We start from the raw sequence: 17,225 nt of genomic DNA on the forward strand, positions 1-17,225 counted from the left end.
CGCCTCACGCGGCCCTCCCGGTGGCTGCGGCCATCACGGTTTCCTCGGTGGCGTCGGTGCGGGGAATCTCGGCGGTGAGCCGGCCCTCGTGCATCACCAGCACGCGGTCGGCCATGCCGAGGATCTCGGGCAGGTCGGAGGAGATCATCAGGACGGCCACGCCGTCGGCGGCGAGCTGTGACAGCAGCCGGTGCACCTCGGCCTTGGTGCCGACGTCGATGCCGCGCGTGGGCTCGTCGACGATCAGCACCTTCGGGTGGGTGGCGAGCCACTTGGCGAGGACGACCTTCTGCTGGTTGCCGCCGGACAGGGTGTTCACCGAGTCGGCGATCCGGGCGTACTTGACGCGCAGCTTGACGGCCCAGTCGAGGGAGCGGCTGCGCTCGGCGCCGCGGTCCATCAGGCCGGCCCGCACGGTGGTGCCGAGGCCGGTGAGGCCGATGTTGCGCTCGATGGACAGGTCCGTCACCAGGCCCTGGGCGCGCCGGTCCTCGGGAACCAGGGCGAGTCCGGCGGCCATGGCGGTGGAGGGGGCGCCGTTGGTGAGCTTCCGCCCGTCGACCTCCACCTCCCCGGCGTCCAGGCGGTCGATGCCGAACACCGCGCGGGCCACCTCGGTGCGTCCGGCGCCGACGAGTCCGGCGAGCCCTACGATCTCGCCGCGCCGTACGTCGAAGGAGACGTCGGTGAAGACCCCCTCGCGGGTCAGCCGCCGCACGCTGAGGGCCACCTCGCCGGGTGTCACCTCCTGTTTGGGGTAGAGCTCGGCCAGGTCGCGGCCGACCATGCGGCGGACCAGGTCGTCCTCGGTCATGCCGTCGAGGGGTTCGCTCGCGATCCAGGCGCCGTCGCGCAGGGTGGTGACGCGGCGGCAGATCTCGAAGATCTCCTCCAGGCGGTGCGAGATGAACAGGACGGCGGCGCCCTGGTCCCGCAGCGCGCGGACGACGCCGAAGAGACGGGCGACCTCGCTGTGCGTCAGGGCGGCGGTGGGCTCGTCCATGATCAGGACGCGGGCGTCGAAGGAGAGCGCCTTGGCGATCTCGACGATCTGCTGGTCGGCGATGGACAGTCCGCGGGCCGGACGGTCCGGATCGAGTGCGACGCCGAGCCGCTTCATCAGCGCGGCCGTGGCGTCGCGGGTGCGCTTGTGGTCGATCCGGCGCAGCGCGCGGCGGGGCCGGCGCCCCATGAAGATGTTCTCGGCGACCGACAGGTCGGGGAAGAGCGTCGGTTCCTGGTAGATGACGGCGATGCCGGCGTCGCGGGCGTCGCCCGGTCCATGGAAGACGACCGGCCTGCCGTCGAGCAGCACCTGGCCTGCGTCCGGCCGGTGCACTCCGGCGAGCGTCTTGATGAGGGTCGACTTGCCGGCTCCGTTCTCACCGGCCAGGGCGTGCACCTCCCCGGGGAACAGCTCCAGGGAGACGTCCCGCAGCGCGCGGACCGCGCCGAAGGACTTGGAGATGCCCTTGAGTGCGAGAACCGGGGCCGGACCCGTGTCGGACGGGTGGGTCATGAGGGCTCCTCGACGACGCCGGCGGGTCGGCCCTCACGGCGTCGTGAAAGGTTTCAACTGGGTTGCCGGGACGGTAGGCGCGTCACGCATGTCACGTCAATGGGTCCCGGTCGAGAAACTTTCGACGGCTGTCGGTTGCACCGAGGTCGTGGCGGATCGACGTGACCGCGAGGGTTGACACCCCTTCGGGGGGCACCTAGCTTCACGTTCTGAATCGTTTCATCAAGTGGTCGTCACGACCCGATGTCACAGGAGCCCTGACGTGACCGAGCGCGCCGCGGTGAAAGCCGCCCTCAAGACCCAGGCAGTCGAGACGCCGTCGTGGGCGTACGGGAACTCGGGCACCCGGTTCAAGGTGTTCGCGCAGCAGGGTGTCCCGCGTGATCCGCGGGAGAAGCTGGACGACGCGGCCAAGGTGCACGAGTTCACGGGTGTGGCGCCGACCGTGGCGCTGCACATCCCCTGGGACAGGGTCGACGACTACGTGGCGCTGGCCCGGCACGCCGAGGACCGCGGGCTGCGGCTGGGCGCGGTCAACTCCAACACGTTCCAGGACGACGACTACCGGCTGGGCTCCGTCTGCCACCCGGACGCGGCGGTGCGCAGGAAGGCCGTGGACCATCTCCTGGAATGCGTCGACATCATGGACGCGACCGGCTCCAAGGATCTCAAGCTGTGGTTCGCGGACGGGACCAACTACCCGGGGCAGGACGACATCCGGGCGCGGCAGGACCGGCTGGCGGAGGCGCTCGCCGAGGTGTACGGACGGCTCGGCGACGGCCAGCGGATGCTGCTGGAGTACAAGTTGTTCGAGCCGGCGTTCTACGCGACGGATGTGCCGGACTGGGGGACGGCGTACGCGCACTGCCTGAAGCTGGGGCCGAAGGCACAGGTCGTGGTCGACACGGGGCATCACGCGCCCGGCACCAACATCGAGTTCATCGTGGCGACGCTGCTGCGGGAGGGGAAGCTCGGGGGGTTCGACTTCAACTCGCGGTTCTACGCCGACGACGACCTGATGGTCGGCGCGGCCGACCCGTTCCAGCTGTTCCGGATCATGTACGAGGTGGTGCGCGGGGGCGGGTTCACGTCGGACGTGGCGTTCATGCTGGATCAGTGCCACAACGTGGAATCGAAGATTCCCGCGATCATCCGGTCCGTCATGAACGTGCAGGAGGCCACCGCCAAGGCGTTGCTCGTCGACCGGTCGGCGTTGGCCGATGCTCAGCGGGCGGGTGATGTGCTGGGGGCAAACGCCGTGGTGATGGACGCGTTCAACACGGACGTGCGTCCGCTTCTCCGGGAGGTGCGGGAGGAGATGGGGCTGGATGCCGATCCCATGGCGGCGTACGCGCGGTCGGGGTGGGCGGAGAGGATCGTGGCCGAGCGGGTGGGGGGTGCGCAGGCGGGCTGGGGGGCGTAGGCGTCTGCCGGGTTTCTGTTTCGTCGCCGGGTGCGGGTTCGTGGGGCTGGTCGCGCAGTTCCCCGCGCCCTTGGAGACGTGTTCTGCTCACCCCCTTTTGTTCAAGGACTGGTTGTCATGGTTCACCGTGAAGTTGCTGCTCTTCTCGCCCGGTCGCATCGGCTCGGGAGCGATCCCCGGAACACCAACTACGCCGGGGGGAACGCCTCCGCCAAGGGGCGGGAGGTCGATCCCGTCACCGGGGGCGATGTGGAGCTGATGTGGGTCAAGGGGTCCGGTGGGGATCTCGGGACGCTCACCGAGGGCGGGCTGGCCGTATTGCGGCTGGACCGGCTGCGGGCGCTCGTCGACGTGTATCCGGGAGTGGAGCGCGAGGACGAGATGGTGTCCGCGTTCGACTACTGCCTGCACGGCAAGGGGGGTGCCGCGCCCTCCATCGACACTGCGATGCACGGGCTGGTGGACGCCGCCCACGTCGACCATCTGCACCCCGACTCCGGCATCGCGCTGGCGTGTGCGGCCGACGGGGAGAAGCTGACCGCCGAGTGCTTCGGCGACACCGTGGTGTGGGTGCCGTGGCGGCGGCCCGGGTTCCAGCTGGGGCTGGACATCGCCGCCGTGAAGGCCGCCAATCCCCGGGCCGTCGGCTGTGTGTTGGGCGGACACGGGATCACCGCGTGGGGCGACACCTCCGAGGAGTGCGAGCGGAACTCGCTGCACATCATCCGTACCGCCGAGCGGTTCCTCGCCGAGCGGGGCCGGCCGGAGCCGTTCGGGCCGGTGGTCGAGGGGTACGGGGCGTTGCCGGAGGACGAGCGGCGGGAGCGGGCGGCGGCTCTGGCGCCGTTCGTGCGGGCGATCGCCTCGCAGGACCGGCCGCAGGTGGGGCACTTCGACGACTCCGACGCCGTGCTGGACTTCCTGGCGCGGGCCGGGCATCCGCGGCTCGCCGCGCTGGGGACGTCGTGCCCGGACCACTTCCTGCGCACCAAGGTGCGTCCGCTGGTGCTGGATCTGCCGCCGTCCGCGCCGCTCGACGAGGCGGTGACGCGGCTGGAGGAGCTGCACGCGGACTACCGGCAGGAGTACGCCGCCTACTACGAGCGGCACGCGGAGCCCGGCTCCCCCGCGATGCGCGGCGCCGACCCGGCGATCGTGCTGGTGCCAGGGGTGGGCATGTTCAGCTTCGGCAAGGACAAGCAGACGGCGCGGGTGGCCGGGGAGTTCTACCGCAACGCGATCAACGTGATGCGCGGGGCCGAGGCGGTGTCCAGGTACGCGCCGATCGAGGAGTCGGAGAAGTTCCGCATCGAGTACTGGGCGCTGGAGGAGGCCAAGCTGCGCCGGATGCCGCCGCCGAAGCCGCTGGCGACCCGGGTGGCACTGGTGACCGGGGCGGGCAGCGGGATCGGGAAGGCCATCGCGCGGCGGCTGGCCGCCGAGGGCGCGTGTGTCGTCGTGGCCGATCTGAACGGGGAGAGCGCGGCTCAGGTCGCGGAAGAGCTGAGCGGGCCCGACAAGGCCGTCGCGGTGACCGTGGACGTGACGGACGAGGAGCAGATCACCGCCGCCTTCCGGGAGGCCGTGCTCGCCTTCGGCGGGGTGGACCTGGTGGTGAACAACGCCGGGATCTCCCTCTCCAAGCCCCTGCTGGAGACGTCCGCGAAGGACTGGGACCTCCAGCACGCCGTCATGGCCCGGGGTTCGTTCCTGGTGTCGCGGGAGGCGGCGCGGGTGATGACCGCCCAGCGACTGGGCGGCGACATCGTGTACATCGCCAGCAAGAACGCGGTGTTCGCCGGCCCGAACAACATCGCGTACTCGGCGACCAAGGCCGACCAGGCGCACCAGGTGCGGCTGCTGGCGGCGGAGCTGGGTGAGCACGGCATCCGGGTCAACGGCGTCAACCCCGACGGTGTGGTGCGTGGTTCGGGGATCTTCGCGGGCGGGTGGGGTGCTCGGCGGGCGGCCGTGTACGGGGTGCCGGAGGAGAAGCTGGGTGAGTTCTACGCGCAGCGGACGCTGCTGAAGCGCGAGGTGCTGCCGGAGCACGTGGCGAACGCGGTGTTCGCGCTGACGGGCGGTGACCTCACCCACACCACCGGGCTGCACGTCCCGGTCGACGCCGGTGTCGCCGCCGCGTTCCTCCGATGAGCGGCGGGGTGGGGGTGTACGCGGCGGTCGACCTCGGTGCGTCCAGCGGGCGCGTCATGGTCGGCCGGGTGGGCCCCGGCAGCCTGGAGCTGATGGAGGCGCACCGTTTTCCGAACCGTCCGGTGCGGGTGCCGGAGGGGCTGCGCTGGGACGTGCTGGGGCTGTACGCCGGGGTGCTGGACGGGCTGCGGGCGGCCGGGGCCGTCGATTCGGTCGGCATCGACGGCTGGGCCGTCGACCACGGGCTGCTCGACGCGGACGGGGCGCTGCTCGGCAACCCGGTGCACTACCGCGACGGCCGGACGGACACGGTCGCCGAGAAGGTGTGGGCGACCGTGCCGGCCTCGGAGCTGTACGCGGCGACCGGGCTGCAGTACGCGCCGTTCAACACGCTGTACCAGCTCGTCGCGGCCCGGGGGACGCGGCAGTTCGCGCAGGCCGAGCGGCTGCTGCTGGTGCCCGACCTGCTGGCGTACTGGCTGACCGGGGAGCAGGGCACCGAGCTGACCAACGCCTCCACGACCCAGCTGATCGACCCGCGCACCCGTACCTGGGCGCACGGGGTGGCAAAGCGGCTGGGCATCGACCTCGGACTGTTCCCGCCGCTGCGCCTGCCGGGCGACCCGGCGGGGATGCTGCGGCCCGGGGTGCTGGAGGAAACCGGGCTGAGCGGGCCGGTGCCGGTGACGGCGGTCGCCTCCCACGACACGGCGTCGGCGGTGGCCGCGGTGCCGGCGGACGGCGAGCGGTTCGCGTACATCTGCACCGGCACCTGGTCGCTGGCCGGGCTGGAGCTGGACGAGCCGGTGCTAACCGAGGAGAGCCGGGCCGCCAACTTCACCAACGAACTGGGCCTGGACGGCACCGTCCGTTACCTGCGCAACATCATGGGGCTGTGGCTGCTCCAGGAGTGCCTGCGGGCCTGGGGTGAGCCGGACCTGGGCGCGCTGCTGTGCGAGGCGGCCGAGGTGCCGGCGCTGCGGGCGGTGGTGGACGCCGGGGACTCCGCGTTCCTCGCGCCGGGGCGGATGCCGGAGCGGATCGCCGAGGCGTGCCGCGCCACGGTTCAGCCGGTGCCGGACTCCCCCGCCGCGACCGTGCGCTGCATCCTCGACTCGCTCGCCCTGGCCCACCGCACCGCCGTCGAGGACGCCCAGCGGCTCGCCGGACGGACGGTGGACGTGGTGCACGTGGTGGGCGGCGGCACCCGCAACGCCCTGCTGTGCCAGCTGACCGCCGACGCCTGCGGGCTGCCGGTGGTGGCCGGACCGACGGAGGCGGCGGCGCTCGGCAACGTCCTCGTGCAGGCCCGCGCCGCCGGACGGGTCGGCGACCTCCCCGGCATGCGGCGGCTGTCGGCCGCCACCCAGCCGCTGACCCGGTACGAGCCGCGCGGCGGCACCCGGCCGTGGGCCGCCGCCCGCGCCCGGCTCGCCCGGGACTGACCGGGTCTCCCCCGTGCCGCCGGCCCCGCACTACCCTGCATCCCACCCGCCGATCGACCGGACGAGGAGCCGCGATGCGCGTCGCCCTGTTCCTGACCTGCGTCAACGACACGCTCTATCCGGACACCGGACGCGCCGTGGTGAAGCTCCTGACCCGGCTCGGTGTCGACGTCGACTTCCCCATGGCGCAGACCTGTTGCGGCCAGGCCCACTACAACACCGGGTACCGGCACGAGACGGAGCCGATGGCCCGCCGCTTCGCCGACGTCTTCCGGGACTACGAGGCGATCGTGACGCCGTCCGGGTCCTGCGGGGCGATGGTGCGGGAGCTGTACCCGCGGATGGGTGAGCGGGCCCGGTCCGAGGGGCGCGGGGACGGTCTCGCGACGGTGCTCGCGCCGGTGGTGCCGAAGACGTACGAGCTGACCGAGTTCCTGGTGGACGTGCTGGGGGTGACGGACGTCGGGGCGTACTACCCGCACCGGGTGACGTACCACCCGACCTGTCACGGGCTGCGCTCGCTGGGGCTGGGCGAGCGGCCGCTGCGGCTGCTGCGGGCGGTGAAGGGGCTGGAGCTGGTGGAGCTGCCGGGCGCGGACGAGTGCTGCGGGTTCGGCGGCACCTTCGCGCTGAAGAACGCCGACGTGTCGGCGGCGATGGGCGCCGACAAGGTGCGCAACGCCGAGTCGACGGGCGCCGAGGTGCTGTGCGCGGCGGACAACTCCTGTCTGATGCACATCGGCGGCACGATGACGCGGCTGCGGACCGGTATGCGGCCGGTGCACATCGCGGAGATCCTGGCGAGCACGGAGGAGGAGCCGGCCGTATGAGCGGAACGTTCGTCGGTATGCCCGCTTTCCCCGCGGCGGCCCGGGAGGCCGTGCGGGACAGCACCCTGCGCGGCAATCTGCGGCACGCCACGCACACGATCCGCGCCAAGCGGGCGCGGGCGGTGGCGGAGCTGGACGACTGGGAGCGGCTGCGGCAGGCGGGGAAGCGGATCAAGGACCGCACGCTGCGTCATCTCGACCGCTACCTGGTGCAGTTGGAGGAGTCGGTGACGGCGGCGGGCGGCACCGTCCACTGGGCCGCCGACGCCGACGAGGCCAACCGGATCGTCGCGGAGCTGGTGAGGGCGACCGGCGAGACGGAGGTCGTCAAGGTCAAGTCGATGGCCACGCAGGAGATCGCCCTGAACGAGGCACTGGAGGCGCAGGGGATCCGCGCATACGAGACCGATCTCGCCGAGCTGATCGTGCAGTTGGGCAGGGACCGGCCGTCGCACATCCTCGTTCCGGCGATCCACCGCAACCGCGGGGAGATCCGGGAGATCTTCACCCGGGAGATGGGCGAGTGGGGCCGTCCCGCCCCGGAAGGGCTGACGGACACGCCCGCCGATCTCGCCGAGGCGGCGCGGCTGCATCTGCGGGAGAAGTTCCTGCGCGCCAAGGTCGGCATCTCCGGCGCCAACTTCATGGTCGCCGAGACCGGCACGCTGGTGGTGGTGGAGTCCGAGGGCAACGGGCGGATGTGCCTCACCCTGCCGGAGACGCTGATCTCGGTGGTGGGCATCGAGAAGATCGTGCCGACCTGGCAGGACCTGGAGGTGTTCCTGCAGACCCTCCCCCGCTCCTCCACGGCCGAGCGGATGAACCCGTACACCTCGATGTGGACCGGGACGACGGACGGGGACGGTCCGCGTACCTTCCACCTCGTCCTGCTGGACAACGGCCGCACCGACACCCTCGCCGACGAGGTCGGCCGGCAGGCGCTGCGCTGCATCCGCTGTTCGGCCTGCCTGAACGTCTGCCCGGTGTACGAGCGGGCCGGCGGCCACGCCTACGGTTCGGTGTACCCCGGCCCGATCGGCGCCATCCTCAGCCCTCAACTGCGGGGCACGGGCAGCGAGATCGACGCGTCCCTGCCGTACGCCTCGTCGCTGTGCGGGGCCTGCTACGAGGTGTGCCCGGTCGCCATCGACATCCCCGAGGTGCTGGTGCATCTGCGGGAGCGGGTGGTGGAGGGCGGCGAGGCCGTCCGTGAGGGCAACAAGGTGCGGCTTCGGCCGGCGAAGGGGCACGCCGCCGAGCGGGCGGCGATGCGCGCGGCCCGCTGGGCGTTCACCCGCCCCGGGGTGCTGCGCACCGGCCAGCGGCTCGCCTCGCACACGCGTCGGCTGCATCCGCGCACCCTGCCGGGGCCCGGCCGGGCGTGGAGCGGGACCCGGGACCTGCCGCCCGTGCCGGCGGAGCCGTTCCGGGACTGGTGGCAGCGGACGCACGGCGGGAAGGGCGGTGGCTCGTGAACAGCAGGGAGCGGATCCTGGGCCGGGTGCGGCGCGCGCTGGCGGACGTACCGCCCGGTGAGGACCCGCCGGTCGAGCGCGGCTACCTGCGCGAGCACGGGGAGCGGACCGCCGAGGAGACGGTGGACCTGCTGGCGGAGAACCTGGCGGACTACCGGGCCGTCGTGCACCGCACGGAAGCCGGCGCGCTGGCCGGAGTCCTCGCCGGGCTGCTGGCGGCGCGGGGCGCGTCGACCGTGCTCGTGCCGCCCGGACTGGACGAGGGGTGGCTCGCGGCGGCCGAGGTGACCCGGGTGCCGGACGAGGGGACGAGCACCCCGCACGAACTGGACCGGGTCGACAGCGTCGTCACCGCCTGCGCCGTGGCCGTCGCCGAGACCGGCACCCTCGTGCTGGACGGCTCCCCCGACCAGGGCCGGCGCCGGATCAGCCTCGTCCCCGACCACCACATCTGCGTGGTCCGCGTCCCGGACCAGGTGGTCGTGTCCGTCCCGCAGGCCCTGGAACGCCTCGACCCCACCCGCCCGTTGACCTGGATCTCCGGCCCTTCGGCGACCAGCGACATCGAACTCGACCGGGTCGAGGGCGTGCACGGGCCGCGCACCCTGGAGGTCGTCCTGGTCCGGTGACCCCCCTCCCGGGGGTGTCGCTGCGTACACCCCCGGGACGGGCCCTGCGCCCCGTGTGGACCGCTCGCCTCCTCCGTAGCGTCGTGACCAGGGCACAGGGCGTGCCGGACGGAGGAGATGACGATGGTGCGCGACAGGGCACGGCACACGCCCGGCACGGAACCCGCCGCAGAGGCGCTGCGCCTGGTGAAGGTCACCAAGTCGTACGGCGCGGACGGCAGCGCCGTGACCGCCCTCGACGGGGTGACACTCGGCCTCGCGCGGGGCACGTTCACGGCGGTGATGGGGCCGTCCGGCTCGGGCAAGTCGACGCTGCTGCAGTGCGCGGCGGGCCTGGAGCGGCCGGACAGCGGGATCGTACGGGTCGACGGGACCGAGCTGACGGGTGCCGGCGAGACGGAGCTGACGAAGTTCCGGCGCGGGCGGGTGGGGTTCGTGTTCCAGCAGTACAACCTGCTGGAGACGCTGACCGTCGCGCAGAACACCGTGTTGCCGCTGAAGCTGGCCGGCCGGCGGGTGGACCGGCGGCGGGCCACGGAGATCCTCACCGCCGTAGGGCTCGGCGACCGGCTCGGACACCGCCCCGGCCAGCTGTCGGGCGGTCAGCGGCAGCGGGTGGCGATCGCGCGGGCCCTGGTCACCGAGCCGCGGGTGATCTTCGCCGACGAGCCGACCGGCGCGCTGGACACGCGCAGCGCGCGGGAGGTGCTGGAGCTGCTGCGGCAGGCGGTGCGGGCGCACGGGCGGACCGTGGTGATGGTGACGCACGACCCGGTCGCGGCCTCCTGGGCGGACAGTGTGCTGTTCCTCGCGGACGGCAGGCTGGCCGGGCGGATGGACGCGCCGACGGCGGACGCGGTGGCGGAGCGGCTGGCGCACCTCGGCGACGAGACGTCCGTGGGGGTGTGAGCGATGCTCGTACTGGCTCTGCGGTCGGTCCGGCAGCGGCCCGGACGGTTCCTCGCGACGCTGCTGTCCGCGTTCCTGGGCGCGGCGATCGTCATGACGTTCAACTCGATGCACGACACCGCCGGGCAGCCGGGCGTGGACCCGGTGAGCTCGGAGACTCTGCGCACGGCCGCCGGTGTGGTCGGCGGTTACGGGACGCTGCTGGTGTTCTTCGCCGTCGCCTCGGCGCTGACGGTGAACGTGCGGCAGCGGGCGGCCGAGCTGGAGCTGCTGCGCTGCTCGGGGGCGACGCCCGGGCAGCTCCGGCGGATGGTGGTGGGCGAGGCGGTGGCCGTGGCCCTGGTGGGCGCGGCGGTGGCGACGCTCCCGGCGGTGCTGGGCGGGCGGCTGCTGCTGGAGGTGTTCCAGGACACCGGGCAGGTGGCGGGGTCGGTGGATCATTCCTTCGGTGCCGTCGCGCTGTCGTCCGGCGTCGGCATCACCCTGGCCGCCTCGGCGGGTGCGGCACTGCTGGCGCTGCGCCGGGTCACGCGGGGGCGGCGCCCGCGGGGCGCGGGACGGCGGCGGCCGTTCTTCGCGTACGCGGCGCTGGTGGCGGGCGGGGCCGCGGCGTGCTCCACGTTCGCGTTCTCCGCGACGGACGACACGCTGATGGCGTTCCCGGCGCAGGGCGCGATCCTGCTGTCGGTGGGGTGCGCGCTGATGGCGCCGCGGCTGCTGACGGGCGTGCTCGGCCGGCTGGCGCCGGGCGGGGCGAGCGGCTGGCTGGCGGTGCGGAACCTGCGGCAGCGGGCCGACGAGCCGGCCGGGACCCTGATGGCGCTGATCCTGTTCACGGCGGTGTCCACGGCCACGCTGACCATGCAGGCGGTGGAGAGCGACGAGGTGGCGGCCTCCGGCCTGGTGAAGTCCGTCGACGCCAGGAACCTGGAGACCCTCAACTACACGGTGGTCGGCATCGTCGTGGTGTTCGTCTGCGTGATGCTGGTCAACGCGCTGTACGCGGCGACCACCTACCGGAGCCGGGAGTTCGGGCAGCAGCGTCTCGCCGGGGCGACGCCCGGTCAGGTGCTGGGCGTGGTGGGCGCCGAGGGGCTGGTCCTGACGGTCGTCGGGCTGCTGTTCGGCACCCTCGCGGCACTGGCCGGGATCGTGCCGTTCACCGTGGTCCGCACCGACGCGGTGCTGCCGGGGCAGCTGACGGGCGTGTGGATCGCTGTCGCCTCGGTCGGTGCCACGGCGACGCTGGGCACGCTCCTGTTCACGGCGCGGCGCGTGCTGCGCACCCCGGCGGTGCGGGCGGTGGGCGCGACCGCGTGACACAGCGGTGAGCAAGCGCTTAGATAGGTGTCCGGGCATCCTCGGGGTGCCCGGACACCGCCGTTCCCGCGCCCAGCCGGAGGCCGCAGTTGTTCACTTCCGTCGACGACGTCTCCGCGCGCCTCGCCGAGACCGGCTATCTCGCCTCCCCGGCGGTCGCCACCACCGTCTTCCTCGCCGCCCGGCTCGGCAAGCCGCTGCTGGTGGAGGGCCCCGCCGGGGTGGGCAAGACCGAGCTGGCCAAGGCCGTCGCCCGCGCCTGCGACGCCCGGCTGGTCCGGCTCCAGTGCTACGAGGGCGTGGACGAGTCACGCGCGCTGTACGAGTGGAACCACGCCAAGCAGCTGCTGCGGATCAGCGCGGGGAGGGGCGAGACGTGGGACGAGGCCCGCACGGACATCTTCGGTGAGGAGTTCCTCCTCCCCCGTCCGCTGCTCACCGCGATCCGCGGCGACGACCCCAAGGTGCTGCTGATCGACGAGACCGACAAGGCGGACGTCGAGATCGAGGGGCTGCTCCTCGAAGTGCTCGGCGACTTCCAGGTGACGGTCCCCGAGCTGGGCACCGTCGCAGCGACCCGGCGGCCGTTCACCGTCCTCACCTCCAACGCCACCCGCGAGCTGTCCGAGGCGCTGCGCCGGCGCTGCCTGTTCCTGCACATCGGGTTCCCCGACGCCGGGCTGGAGCGGCGGATCGTCCGACTGAAGGTGCCGGACATCGACGCCGCGCTGGCGGAGTCCGTGGTGCGGGTGGTGGGGGCGCTGCGCGCGATGGACCTGCGCAAGGCGCCGTCGGTCGCCGAGACCGTCGACTGGGCCCGCACCCTGCTGGCGCTCGGCGCGAGCACCCTCGACGAGACGGTCGTACGGGACAGTCTGGGCGTGGTCCTCAAGCACCAGGACGACATCCAGAAGGCGGCGGCCAAGCTCGGCCTGGACGCGCTGTGAGCACCGCCGCGGACACGGACCTGGTGACCAGGCTGACCGGCCTGGTCGACGTGCTGCGCGGGCACGGCCTGCGGATCGGCACCGGGGAGACCGTGGACGCGGCGCGCGCGGTGGAGGCGCTCGGCCTCGACGACCGGGAGCTGCTGCGCGAGGGCCTGGCGGCGACCCTGCTGCACGGCGCCGACGCGCGCCCGGTGTTCGACGCGGTCTTCGACCTGTACTTCCCGCGAGGGGTGGGCCTGCCGGAGACCGGCCGCGACACCGGCCGCGACGCGCTGCGCGACCGGCTGGCCGAGGCGCTCGCCGCCGACGACACCGCGGCGATGGCCCGGCTCGCGGTGGAGGCGGTCGACGGCTTCGGCGGGTACGGCAGTGCACCCGGTTCGGACGGCTGGTCGTCGTACCAGGCGCTGGACCGGCTGCGCCCGCAGACACTGCTGGCCCGGGTGCGCGACGAGGTGCGCGGACGGGACGGGTCCGGGAGCTTCGCCGACCGGCTGCTGGAGGACGAGATCCGTCGCCGCATCGAGGAGTTCCGGCGGCTGGTCACCGCGGAGGCGCGGCGCCGGGTCGCGGAACGCCGGGGCCGCGACCAGGTCGCCCGCCGCGCGGTCGCCCCGACCGCCGACCGGGTCGACTTCCTGTTCGCGGGCAAGGACCGGCTGGCCGAGCTGCGCCGCACGGTACAGCCGCTGGCCCGCAAACTGGCGACGCGAATGGCCGCACGGCGCCGCAGGGCCGCCCGCGGCACCATCGACCTGCGCCGGACGCTGCGCGGCTCACTGTCGACGGGCGGGGTGCCCGTACGTCCGGTGCTGCGCCGGCGCCGGCCCGCCCGGCCCGAACTGGTGCTGCTGTGCGACGTGTCGGGCTCGGTGGCCGGGTTCTCCGACTTCACGATGCTGCTGGTGCAGGCGCTGCACGACCAGTTCTCCCGGGTGCGGGTGTTCGCCTTCGTCAACCGGGTCGACGAGGTGACCCGCCTCCTGGTGCACGGCGCGGCCGACCCGGAGGGCCTGGGCGCCCGCATCCGCGCGGAGGCCGAGCTCACCGCCTGGCACGGCAGCAGCGACTACGGCGCCGCCCTGGGCGAGTTCACCGAGCGGTACGGCGACGCGGTGGGCCCGCGCACCACGGTGTTCGTGCTCGGTGACGCCCGCACCAACATGGCCGACCCGAACCTGCCGGCCGTCCGCGACCTGACCCGCCGCGCCCGCCGCGTCCACTGGCTCAACCCCGAACAACGCGCCCTGTGGGGCACCGGCGACTCCGCCGCCCCGGCGTACGCGGAACTGGTGGACATGCGGGAGTGCAGGAACGTACGGCAACTGAACGCGCTGGTGGGGCGGTTGCTGCCGGTGTGAGGAGGACCTGTCGACAACGGTGCTGGTCACAGCCGTGACACCACACTCAGGGAATCCGGCAATCGGCTAGCATCCCGCCATGTCCGACACCCCCGCGCAGCGCCGGCTGCGCACCGACGCGCGGACCGCGACCGCCGCGGTCCGTCAGTTCCCCCCGGTCCCGGTCATCGAGGCGGAAGCCCTGTTGCGCGCCTTGGGCGCCAAGGAGACCGTACTGGCCCTGTACCGCCAGGGTCCGGGGCATGCCGCGCTGACCGCGGACGCGCTGATCCTGCTGAACCGGAGCACCGTGACCCGTGTGCCCCGGCCCCTGGAGATCCGAGGCCCGGCCTACGGCGCACGGCGCAACGTCGACGTGTCGGTGTACGGACAGTACGTCACCCTCTGGGGGTCGCAGGTCGACAAGAACGGGGACCTTCTCGTCCGGGCCGCGGCGCCGGATGACGTCCCGCCGGCTCACCAACCGACCGTCGCCCCGGCGGCCGCCGACGGGAGCGACAGCGTTCCGGACAGCCACAAGGGCGTGCTGGCAACGGCACTGCGACCGGGCGAGAAGGTGCGGGCCGTCTACCACGACGGCTGGGGCCGCGCCGTCCTCACGGACAGCGGGCTCATCCTGCTGCACAGCCTCGTGTCTCCTCGGGCCACTCGGGTTCCAGGGCCTGTGCACATCCTGCGCCGGGCATCGGGGTTCCTCGATTCCGTCGAGATCCTCGTCGACGGACGGCCGCACAAGCTGTGGGGCTCGAAGACCGACCCGAAGGGCGCCCTCCTCGAGGCGGCCGGCGGCATGGTGCCCGCCGGCTCCCCGCTGCGGCCGGGGCGCCGAAGGCGGATGCTCACCTGGGCACGCAGACATCCCGTTCTGACGACGTTGCTCGCGGTCCCGGTCGCAGCCGGCGTCATAGGCAGCGCGACCGGGGCCGACGGAGAGGCAGGCGCGGCCCAGGACGCACGGACCAGCACGGAGATCCTGGTACCGGACTACGGGGGCACCGCGCTCACCACAGCTACAGCACGCGCTCGCGCGGCAGGCTGGGCGACGGTTGCCGCGTCCGACGCCACCTCGGCCCTGCGGACCGTCGCGCCCGGCGACATGGGCTGGCAGGTCTGCTTCCAGCTTCCCACCTCCGGCGAGACCGTACGTCCTGCCTCCCGGACGCTGACCCTGTACGCGGTCCCCGAGCGCGAGGAGTGCCCGGAGCGGCTGCACGGCCCCGGCCGGATCGTGATGCCCGATCTCGTCGGAACGCCGTTCGGTGAAGCCTCGGACACGCTCGACGGTCTCGGTGCCCGTAACGTGCTCGCCCTGCACGCGCACACGGGTGGGCGTCTCCTCGACGGAGAACGGGACCTGGACGACTGGCCGGTGTGCCGACAGGACCCGGAGGCCGACTCGGAGACGACCACGAACGCCTTCGTCCGTCTGTGGCTGGTCAGGCCCGGCGAGCCCTGCGCGAAACCCAGCCCCACGCCGACGCCCGCCCCCGAGCCCAAGCCGAAGCCCAAGCCGAAACCGAAGCCCTCGTACGGCGGCGGCTCGGGCGGAAGTTCGACGGGTGGGAACAGCGGCGGTTCCGACGGCACGAGCTCGACGAGTGGCGGAGGGTCCACCGGAGGAAGCACCTCGAGCGGGGGCACCTCCGGTGGGTCGGGGTCCGGCGGGGGCGGCCAAGCCGGCATCGGCTTCGGTCAGTTCTGCTCACCTGTGGGTGCCACGGCGACGACCGCGGACGGCCGTCCTGCCAAGTGCTTCATGGGCAGGGACGGCCAGGCACGCTGGGGGTACAACTCCGGCTGAGGGCGGTGCGGTCAGGCCGCCGTCGGCGTCCAGCGCTGGGCGTCGGTGGCGTTGCAGTCGTAGATCTGGAGCTGGGTGCCGTCCTCGGTGCTTGCGGCCGGGTCGTCCAGGCAGCGGCCCGACTGGGGGTTGATCAGGGACGAGTCGGGGCCGGTGACCCAGCGCTGGGCTCCGGTGCCGTTGCACTGCCAGAGCTGGACCTTGGTGCCGTTGGCGGTTCCGCCGCCGCTGACGTCGAGGCAGCGGCCCAGGGCGCTCAGCGTGCCGCCCGGGCCGGGCAGGAACGTCCACCGCTGGGCCGCCGTGCCGTTGCAGGTCCAGAGCTGCACGGGGGTGCCGTCGGCGGCGTTGGAGGCGCGGACGTCGACGCACTTGCCGGGGACGGCCGAGCGGAAGGTGGCCGTACGGGTCAGGCCGTCGGACGCCAGGGCGGACCGCACCAGCGCGGCCGCCGCGCTCATCCCCGCCTCGTTGGGGTGGTAGGTGGAGCGGCCCGCGGCCGGGCGGTAGGACTCCACCCACGGGCTCGCGGAGCACGCGTCGTGGCCGCGGCTCGCCCCGGCCAGGTCGACCAGGGTCGCTCCCGTCGCGGCTGCCGCGTCGGCGGTGGCGGCCGCCAGGCGCGCGGCGATGCTCCGTTCGTACGCCGCCTGTTCGGCGGTCAGCGGCGCGTCGGCACACCCCCCGGAGTCCGGCAACAGGGTGAAGTAGGTGACCAGGTGGACGCGGGCCTCGGGCGCGGCGGCACGGACCGCCTGCACGATGTCCGCGATGCGGCCGGGCAGTTCGGGGAAGGTCCGCTCGATGGCGTCGCGGTTCACCGTCGGGCAGGTGGTGCCGCCGCTCGCCTGGCAGGAGTAGGCGTTGATGCTGCCGAGGTAGTTGACGTCGTTGCCGCCGATCGTGATCGTGACCAGGCGGGTGCCCGGGGTCACGGCCCGGATCTGCGGCGGGCGGGTGCCCTGCCGGTCCCGCAGCACGTGCCAGGTGGTCGCCCCGCTGCACGACACGTCCGTCAGGTCGGCGCCGATGGAACGGGCCACGATGCCGGGGTAGTTGTTGGCCGACCGGGCGCAGTCGGAGGCTCCGTCGCTGGACTGGAGGGGCGGGATGCCCGGTCCCGCGGCGAACGAACTGCCCAGCGCCACATAGTCCGTCCCCGCGTCGGCGTCCACGGACTGCGGCTGCGCGGAGGCGGGGACGGCCGGTGCGGCGACGACCGCGGCCCACGCCGCCGCCAGGGCGCACACGGCTCGCGCCCACGTCCGGACCGGTAAGCGGTGTGTCGCGCGCGAACCCGGCATCGGCAACTCCTCCACGCAGAGCGGGCAACCGTCACAACGTTGTAAACGGACCCTAGCCGTGTGTCCGGGTCACGCCAAGACCGCCTGCGCGCCGTATCGGGAGAG

13 protein-coding genes are annotated in these 17,225 nt (G+C 73.1%); 11 read left to right on the forward strand and 2 right to left on the reverse strand.

Going from position 1 to position 17,225, the window contains the following annotated elements; all coding sequences use genetic code 11:
• Positions 1 to 4: 4 nt before the first annotated feature.
• Complete coding sequence (locus B100_RS0105720; RefSeq protein WP_024883482.1) at positions 5 to 1,519, reverse strand: sugar ABC transporter ATP-binding protein; 1,515 nt, start codon at positions 1,517 to 1,519, stop codon at positions 5 to 7.
• A gap of 262 nt (positions 1,520 to 1,781) precedes the next feature.
• On the opposite strand from B100_RS0105720, the gene rhaI reads away from it, so the two are divergent.
• From rhaI to B100_RS0105775, 11 genes are all read left to right on the forward strand, one after another.
• Positions 1,782 to 2,942 carry an L-rhamnose isomerase gene (gene rhaI, locus B100_RS0105725; RefSeq protein WP_024883483.1) on the forward strand — a complete coding sequence of 387 codons (1,161 nt, stop codon included), beginning with the start codon at positions 1,782 to 1,784 and terminating at the stop codon, positions 2,940 to 2,942.
• Positions 2,943 to 3,059: 117 nt separating this feature from the next.
• Positions 3,060 to 5,096: a bifunctional rhamnulose-1-phosphate aldolase/short-chain dehydrogenase gene (locus B100_RS0105730; protein WP_024883484.1), complete on the forward strand. Its 2,037-nt coding sequence runs from the start codon at positions 3,060 to 3,062 to the stop codon at positions 5,094 to 5,096.
• Positions 5,093 to 6,541, forward strand: a complete 1,449-nt coding sequence (locus B100_RS0105735; protein WP_024883485.1) for a rhamnulokinase — start codon at positions 5,093 to 5,095, stop codon at positions 6,539 to 6,541. Before B100_RS0105730 ends, B100_RS0105735 begins: the two co-directional genes overlap by 4 nt.
• Positions 6,542 to 6,615: 74 nt before the next feature.
• Positions 6,616 to 7,371, forward strand: coding sequence for a (Fe-S)-binding protein (locus tag B100_RS0105740; RefSeq protein ID WP_024883486.1), 756 nt, complete (start codon positions 6,616 to 6,618; stop codon positions 7,369 to 7,371).
• Positions 7,368 to 8,846, forward strand: coding sequence for a LutB/LldF family L-lactate oxidation iron-sulfur protein (locus B100_RS0105745; RefSeq protein WP_024883487.1), 1,479 nt, complete (start codon positions 7,368 to 7,370; stop codon positions 8,844 to 8,846). Before B100_RS0105740 ends, B100_RS0105745 begins: the two co-directional genes overlap by 4 nt.
• The gene (locus B100_RS0105750; RefSeq protein ID WP_024883488.1) at positions 8,843 to 9,475 is read left to right on the forward strand and encodes an LUD domain-containing protein; all 633 of its coding nucleotides are present in this window, start codon (positions 8,843 to 8,845) and stop codon (positions 9,473 to 9,475) included. The genes B100_RS0105745 and B100_RS0105750 overlap by 4 nt, the downstream gene beginning before the upstream one ends.
• Before the next feature lie 117 nt (positions 9,476 to 9,592).
• Positions 9,593 to 10,384: an ABC transporter ATP-binding protein gene (locus B100_RS0105755; protein WP_037722463.1), complete on the forward strand. Its 792-nt coding sequence runs from the start codon at positions 9,593 to 9,595 to the stop codon at positions 10,382 to 10,384.
• Between the two features lie 3 nt (positions 10,385 to 10,387).
• Positions 10,388 to 11,704 (forward strand): FtsX-like permease family protein, encoded by a 1,317-nt coding sequence (locus tag B100_RS0105760; RefSeq protein WP_024883490.1) that lies wholly within the window; start codon positions 10,388 to 10,390, stop codon positions 11,702 to 11,704.
• An 89-nt stretch (positions 11,705 to 11,793) separates the two neighbouring features.
• Entirely contained in the window at positions 11,794 to 12,651 is an 858-nt protein-coding gene (locus B100_RS0105765; RefSeq protein WP_024883491.1) for an AAA family ATPase, read from the forward strand.
• On the forward strand, positions 12,648 to 14,015 hold the full coding sequence (locus B100_RS0105770; protein WP_024883492.1) for a VWA domain-containing protein: 1,368 nt from the start codon (positions 12,648 to 12,650) through the stop codon (positions 14,013 to 14,015). The genes B100_RS0105765 and B100_RS0105770 overlap by 4 nt, the downstream gene beginning before the upstream one ends.
• Before the next feature lie 79 nt (positions 14,016 to 14,094).
• On the forward strand, positions 14,095 to 15,816 hold the full coding sequence (locus B100_RS0105775) for a hypothetical protein (protein ID WP_024883493.1): 1,722 nt from the start codon (positions 14,095 to 14,097) through the stop codon (positions 15,814 to 15,816).
• Between the two features lie 11 nt (positions 15,817 to 15,827).
• Here the strand turns inward: B100_RS0105775 and B100_RS0105780 are convergent, their stop codons facing one another.
• A complete protein-coding gene (locus B100_RS0105780; protein ID WP_051489936.1) occupies positions 15,828 to 17,120 on the reverse strand; it encodes a ricin-type beta-trefoil lectin domain protein in 1,293 nt (430 codons plus the stop codon).
• Between the last annotated feature and the right edge of the window lie 105 nt (positions 17,121 to 17,225).

This window comes from Streptomyces sp. CNH189 (assembly GCF_000527195.1).

What these genes read in the sequence shown, in the direction of transcription:
- B100_RS0105745 (WP_024883487.1), top strand. Translation starts at nt 7,368, where the DNA reads ATGAGCGGAACGTTCGTCGGTATGCCCGCTTTCCCCGCGGCGGCCCGG.
- B100_RS0105755 (WP_037722463.1), top strand. Translation starts at nt 9,593, where the DNA reads ATGACGATGGTGCGCGACAGGGCACGGCACACGCCCGGCACGGAACCC.
- B100_RS0105780 (WP_051489936.1), bottom strand. Translation starts at nt 17,120, where the DNA reads ATGCCGGGTTCGCGCGCGACACACCGCTTACCGGTCCGGACGTGGGCG.
- B100_RS0105730 (WP_024883484.1), top strand. Translation starts at nt 3,060, where the DNA reads ATGGTTCACCGTGAAGTTGCTGCTCTTCTCGCCCGGTCGCATCGGCTC.
- B100_RS0105775 (WP_024883493.1), top strand. Translation starts at nt 14,095, where the DNA reads ATGTCCGACACCCCCGCGCAGCGCCGGCTGCGCACCGACGCGCGGACC.
- B100_RS0105720 (WP_024883482.1), bottom strand. Translation starts at nt 1,519, where the DNA reads ATGACCCACCCGTCCGACACGGGTCCGGCCCCGGTTCTCGCACTCAAG.
- B100_RS0105735 (WP_024883485.1), top strand. Translation starts at nt 5,093, where the DNA reads ATGAGCGGCGGGGTGGGGGTGTACGCGGCGGTCGACCTCGGTGCGTCC.
- B100_RS0105740 (WP_024883486.1), top strand. Translation starts at nt 6,616, where the DNA reads ATGCGCGTCGCCCTGTTCCTGACCTGCGTCAACGACACGCTCTATCCG.
- B100_RS0105760 (WP_024883490.1), top strand. Translation starts at nt 10,388, where the DNA reads ATGCTCGTACTGGCTCTGCGGTCGGTCCGGCAGCGGCCCGGACGGTTC.